The organism is Candidatus Desulfolinea nitratireducens, from assembly GCF_982879505.1.
The window spans coordinates 1-5,644 of record NZ_CEYOSI010000223.1; the positions used below are offsets into that span (position 1 = coordinate 1).

Genomic DNA, 5,644 nt, shown 5'->3' on the forward strand with positions numbered 1-5,644 from the left:
CCTGGCGTGATGAGATTCGCATGGATCCTGATGAAGTTGCCAACTATGCTGATGGAAACATGGATATCCAGGCTGAAGTTGTGGATTTATGCCCGACAGGTTGTATAAAATGGGAAGCTGAAACCAAGACTCTGACCATCGATAATGGCGAATGCAACCGCTGCATGCACTGTATCAATCTGATGCCCAAGGCGCTTCGACCTGGTAAAGATCAAGGTGCGACGATCCTCGTCGGAGGGAAAGCTCCCATTGTTCATGGGGCATTGATGGCTTGGGTGATCGTTCCCTTTATGAAGATGGAACCCCCATATGATGATTTCAAGGATTTCATCCGCACAGCTTGGGAATGGTGGGATGAGAACGGCAAGATGCGTGAACGGATTGGCGAATTAATCAACCGCCTGGGAATGCGTGCATTCCTGAAGGCAATGGATTTGCCTCCTGTGCCTCAAATGATCAGTGCACCGCGTGCGAATCCCTATTACTTCTGGGATCCTGAGGAGGTGAAATAATGACCAGAACTGACTTCGGACCTCCAAATTATAAAGAAATGCTTCCACCCGTTATCAAAGAAAACTACGGGAAGTGGAAGTATCATGAAAGAGTCAAACCAGGCGTGCTATTGCATGTCGGAGAATCTGGTGATGAGCTATATACCGTTCGCGTTGGTTCGGGACGATTGGTGAGCACGGACTGGATCCGTGATATTTGCGGGATTGCCGAGAAATTTTGTGGTGGGCATCTTCGCTTTACCAGCCGACATAACCTGGAATTCCTAGTGTCTGAAAAAGAAAAGCTTGAGCCTCTGATTGCACATCTGAAAGAAGAAGGCTATGCAGTTGGAGGAACCGGCCACTCAATTAGCAATCCAGTTCACACGCAGGGCTGGATCCACTGCCACACGCCCGCAACTGATGCTTCGGGTATTGTCAAAGCAGTCATGGATGATCTCTTCGAGTATTTCACAGATTGGAAAATGCCGGCTCATTGCCGAGTTTCACTGGCCTGCTGCCTCAATATGTGCGGTGCCGTGCATTGCTCAGATATCGCGATTTTGGGCATCCACCGCAAACCTCCTACGATTGACCATGATATCGTGCGATCAAAATGTGAAATCCCCAATGTGATCGCAGCTTGCCCGACAGGTGCTATTCGCCCTGACCCCAAGGCAAAGTCGCTTACAGTGACTGACGAGAAATGTATGTACTGTGGCAATTGCTATACCATGTGCCCGGGTATGCCAGTCGCTGATCCGGTTGGAGACGGAATATCCATTTGGGTGGGGGGCAAAATCTCAAGTGCACGTACGCCACCGAAATTCTCCCGTCTGGCGATCCCATTCTTGCCCAATAATCCACCTCGCTGGCCTGAAGTGACCGATGCGGTGCGCAATATTCTCGAAACCTGGGCATCCCACGCTAACAAGCATGAGCGCATGGGTGAATGGATTGAACGTGTTGGTTGGGAGCGTTTCTTCAGCCTAACGGGCATCCCCTTCTCTGTCCAACTCATTGATGATTTCACTCTGGCTTCAGATACCTATCGATCAACACCCGCCTTCAAGTGGTAAAGAGGTGATTTATGAGTGACGAAGTGACTGCGGAACTGAAAGACCAGATTTTTGAGTTTTTCAAGAAAAAAGGGAAGATGATGACCTATCGTGACATAGCCAAAGGTCTTGGTATTGATAAGAAAATAGCCAAGAAAGCCCTCATTGAATTGGTCAACGCTGAAATATTGGAGTTCACATCTTTTGGTGGAGCTACTTTTATCAAAATCCCTGACGCATAAACGTACCAAAGCATTTAAACACACATTACAGGAAAGCTAAAAGCTATTAGGTTTAGGAGGTAGCATTATGCCCATGATTGATTTGGATGGTGTCCAATTAGAAGTTGACGAAGACGGCTTCATCGAAAATCCTGATGAATGGAGCGAAAAGTTGGCAGCCGCAATTGCCAAGACTGAGGAAGTTGAAGAACTTTCTGAAGATCACTGGAAAATTGTCAACTATTTGCGAGATTACTATAAGAAATTTGGTATCGCTCCAATGATTCGTAAGCTTTGCAAGGAGACCGGGTACGATCTCAAAACGATCTATGAGATGTTCCCAAGCGGTCCGGCAAAAGGTGCCTGCAAGATCGCAGGTTTGCCCAAACCAACTGGATGTGTCTAGTTACTCTCTGCACAAAACTGTAATATCAAAGTCAAAGTCCAGGGATAGGGGGGGAGTAGATGTGCATCAAAAGCCATCTTCTCTATTCTCCACCCCTATCCCTTGTCGTTTACGTTGAGGATCTATGAGTACAAGCGATATTTTGTGGACACTGCTTTCGTTATTCTTCATTGGATTGGCATACTTTGCAACATTCGCTTTCGTTGCAGGTTTGCTATGGAGGCTGTACGGCTACTTGCGTACACCTATGCCATTGCCACATTCGTTGACACCAGCGCCAAAAACAGAAGGGGGCGCCGTTCTGAGGGTTCTTGGCGATGTAACTCTTTTTCCAAATTTATTCAAAGCTGATAAATGGCTGTGGGCTGGTGCCTGGATTTTTCACGCCGCCTTGGTTTCAGTCCTGTTTCGTCACCTGCGTTATTTTACCTACCCTGTGCCGGGCATCGTTCTGTATATGGAACCTGTAGCGCTGTTTTTCGGCATCTTGTTTGGGGTTGCGGCCTTGTTCCTGTTCTGGAGACGATTGGGCTTGCCGCGTACTCTCTATATCTCCAACATTCCCGATTATTTCATCTTGGTGTTGCTTGGACTGGTTGCTGCTACAGGACTGATGGTGAGCTACTGGATGCACGTCAATATCGTCGATGTGAAGAGCTTCATTCTGGGATTGATGACATTCCGTCTGGTCGAAGTGCCTCGCCATCCCTTATTCCTTTTGCATTTATTCTTTATTCTGGTCCTAATGATTTACTTCCCCTTCAGCAAATTAATGCACGCTGGCGGGATTATCTTCAGCCCGTCACGGCATCAACCATTCCAGGTACAGGTACGTGGCAAAAGATACAAGAATCCTGTTGAACGCTACTAAGCTACTGGTCTAGAGAAAACCCATGGCAAAATTTGACGAGACCCCCATCATCAAGGATCCCGCGGTAAAAGGTGAACTTCGTCCGCCCAAGATCCGCGAACACGCTTCTGCGGAAGTGAAATGTCATCCCAGTAAGCCAAAGGATACAGCAGCGATAAACTTGCCCTCGGAACTTGTACCGGATTGGCAGGAGCGGGCAATTGCCAGATTTGGTGAATTGCTGGATAAAAACCAGGCTTTGCGTGTGTATATGGATGCCTGCGTGCGTTGTGGGGCCTGCACCGATAAATGCCAATTCTTCCTGGGGACGGGCGACCCTCAGAATTTCCCGGTCGCCCGTGCAGAACTGATGCGCAAAGTCTATAGACGCTATTTCACACCTGCGGGTCTCGTTCCAGGTCTGGGAGATGCTGCTGATTTCGATGAGGAAATGCTCCAGAAGTGGTACACCTACTTCTATCAGTGTTCGGAATGCCGGCGTTGCTCGGTCTTCTGCCCTTACGGGATCGATACAGCCGAGATAACGGCAGCAGCCCGCGAGATCATGGCTTCGATCGGTATCTCCACGAAATATGTCACAGAGGTTGTTGCCAAGGTTTATGAAACGGGTAACAACCTGGGCATCCCTCCCTTAGCCTGGATCGATAACAGCGAATTTCTCGCAGAAGATATGGAGGAGATAACAGGTTTACCGATCCAGTTCCCGGTGGATGAGGAGGGGGCAGATATTTTACTTATTCCCCCTTCCGCAGATAATTTTGCCAATACAGATACGATGATCGGCTATGGCAAATTATTTCACTTTCTCGGAGTCAGTTGGACGACAAGTACATACTGCAATGAGGCGGGTAATTTTGGCCTTTTCCTGAATTTTGAAAATCTTCAGAAGGTTAATCAGCGAATGCTTGAAGCTGGTCGACAATTAGGTGCCAAGACAATTATCTGGGGGGAATGCGGACATGCCTGGCGAGCTGGAATCCTAACTCCTACTTTAAGTGGGTCAATGGATGACTTTGATCCCCCATATCCTTATCATATTAGCCAATATATCGTCGATATGTTTCGCAAGGGAGCCTTTGAAGGGCATATTGATAAATCAGCCAATGATGAATTCCTGGTGACCTACCATGACCCCTGTAACTCAGCCCGTGCCGGAAATTTGCTCGACGAGCCCCGCGAGATCATTCGCAATACATGTAATCGCTTTGTAGAAATGCCGAGAAATACGATTCGAGAAAATACATTTTGTTGTGGCGCTGGTGGGGGGTTGTTAACCGACGAGTTGATGCCAATACGAATGGCGGGCGGAAAGCCGCGTGCAGAGGCAGTCAAATATACACAAGCTAACTACCTTGCCACAGTTTGCGCAATTTGCAAAGCACAATTGCCTGAGCTAATGAAGTATTGGGAAGTTCCCGTTCAGGTAGGTGGCGTAATCGATTTATTAGCAAATTCTCTGAAGCTGAAGTAGGAGACACTTATGCGTAAAGTAGCTTTGTCTCTTGTCACACTTGGAATTCTCATCCTCAGCATTGCCTTTTACCCACAATATGTGGAAAAGCCGGTCAAGGATGGGGAAGGGCCGCTGGCGGTTTATCTTGACCCGAGCCTGCCAGCCCCCGAGTACCATAGCCCCTTGGACTGGTGGCAAGCCAATCACAAGGATATTGTCAATCGCGGCGATCTGGTTAAGGCCGATTGCCTGCAATGTCATGATCCTGTCACTTCCTGCAATAATTGCCATGCCTACGTTGGCGTGGACGCAATCCTCCTGGCACCTTAACAGGTGAGCGACACTATGAAAACCATACCTGATCCAACGCCTAAACCATCTGTCTTTACCAGCCGCCGCCAGTTCATTCAGCTTGGACTGGCTACTGTAAGTGCGGCCTGGCTGGGAACCTGGTTGCAGGTGCGCCTGTTTCCTCAGACAAATACAATCCAGGAAGCCAAACCAGTCTCGTTCCCGCTGTCCGAACTGCCCGTAGGCGGGACGAAAACCATCACCTATGGTGGTGTGTCAGTTGTGGTCTTACGAACAAGGGAAAGCCTGCGGGCGTTTTCGCTGGTTTGTACACACTTGGGATGTCTCGTAGCGTGGGAGAAAGATAAAAAAGAATTCTATTGTCCCTGTCATGATGGTCGTTTCGATGAATTTGGTGATGTGCTTGCCGGCCCCCCACCCATCCCGTTGGAACAGTTCCCCATAAGCGTCGAAGGCGAGATGGTTACTGTAGGTGAGATTTGAGACCGGAGACTGAAATGAAACGAATCTTGATTCTTCTTGGCTCATTGCTTCTTGTCATAGAGTTGTTTATGGTGTTGTTCCTTGTCTCAACGGTGCAGGCTTTGCCAGAATACTCTGCACAAACAGGTGAACCGTGTTTCAGTTGTCACGTCAGCCCTTCAGGTGGTGGCCCGCGCGGGCCGCGTGGACAGGCTTGGGTGGCCTCCGAAAAACCTGGCTACGTACCGGATACGCTGCAGGCACTGGAGTTGCTGGGCGTCGAATTGACGGTAGATCCGGCCTATTTCACGGTAACAGACCTCGAGGTCCAAAAAGCCGAAGCGCTCAAGACTATTTCCGAGCATGGACA

7 protein-coding genes and 2 pseudogenes are annotated in these 5,644 nt (G+C 48.8%); all 9 read left to right on the forward strand.

Annotation, left to right across the window (positions count from 1 at the left end):
* Window positions 1-512, forward strand: a pseudogene (locus AC3DOM_RS15060) (dissimilatory-type sulfite reductase subunit alpha); the annotation flags it as partial.
* Window positions 512-1,570 (forward strand): dissimilatory-type sulfite reductase subunit beta, encoded by a 1,059-nt coding sequence (dsrB, locus tag AC3DOM_RS15065; protein WP_487919866.1) that lies wholly within the window; start codon window positions 512-514, stop codon window positions 1,568-1,570. The pseudogene AC3DOM_RS15060 and the gene dsrB, both read left to right, overlap by 1 nt.
* 11 nt (window positions 1,571-1,581) lie before the next feature.
* Entirely contained in the window at window positions 1,582-1,791 is a 210-nt protein-coding gene (locus AC3DOM_RS15070; protein ID WP_487919867.1) for a dissimilatory sulfite reductase D family protein, read from the forward strand.
* 67 nt (window positions 1,792-1,858) lie between these two features.
* Complete coding sequence (locus tag AC3DOM_RS15075; protein ID WP_487919868.1) at window positions 1,859-2,176, forward strand: TusE/DsrC/DsvC family sulfur relay protein; 318 nt, start codon at window positions 1,859-1,861, stop codon at window positions 2,174-2,176.
* Window positions 2,177-2,300: 124 nt separating this feature from the next.
* Window positions 2,301-3,047, forward strand: coding sequence for a respiratory nitrate reductase subunit gamma (locus AC3DOM_RS15080; protein WP_487919869.1), 747 nt, complete (start codon window positions 2,301-2,303; stop codon window positions 3,045-3,047).
* A gap of 22 nt (window positions 3,048-3,069) precedes the next feature.
* Window positions 3,070-4,518 (forward strand): sulfate reduction electron transfer complex DsrMKJOP subunit DsrK, encoded by a 1,449-nt coding sequence (gene dsrK, locus AC3DOM_RS15085; RefSeq protein ID WP_487919870.1) that lies wholly within the window; start codon window positions 3,070-3,072, stop codon window positions 4,516-4,518.
* A 9-nt stretch (window positions 4,519-4,527) separates the two neighbouring features.
* Window positions 4,528-4,830: a hypothetical protein gene (locus AC3DOM_RS15090; RefSeq protein ID WP_487919871.1), complete on the forward strand. Its 303-nt coding sequence runs from the start codon at window positions 4,528-4,530 to the stop codon at window positions 4,828-4,830.
* Between the two features lie 15 nt (window positions 4,831-4,845).
* On the forward strand, window positions 4,846-5,295 hold the full coding sequence (locus AC3DOM_RS15095) for a QcrA and Rieske domain-containing protein (protein ID WP_487919872.1): 450 nt from the start codon (window positions 4,846-4,848) through the stop codon (window positions 5,293-5,295).
* Window positions 5,296-5,309: 14 nt separating this feature from the next.
* Window positions 5,310-5,644 (forward strand): annotated as a pseudogene (locus AC3DOM_RS15100) (hypothetical protein); the annotation flags it as partial.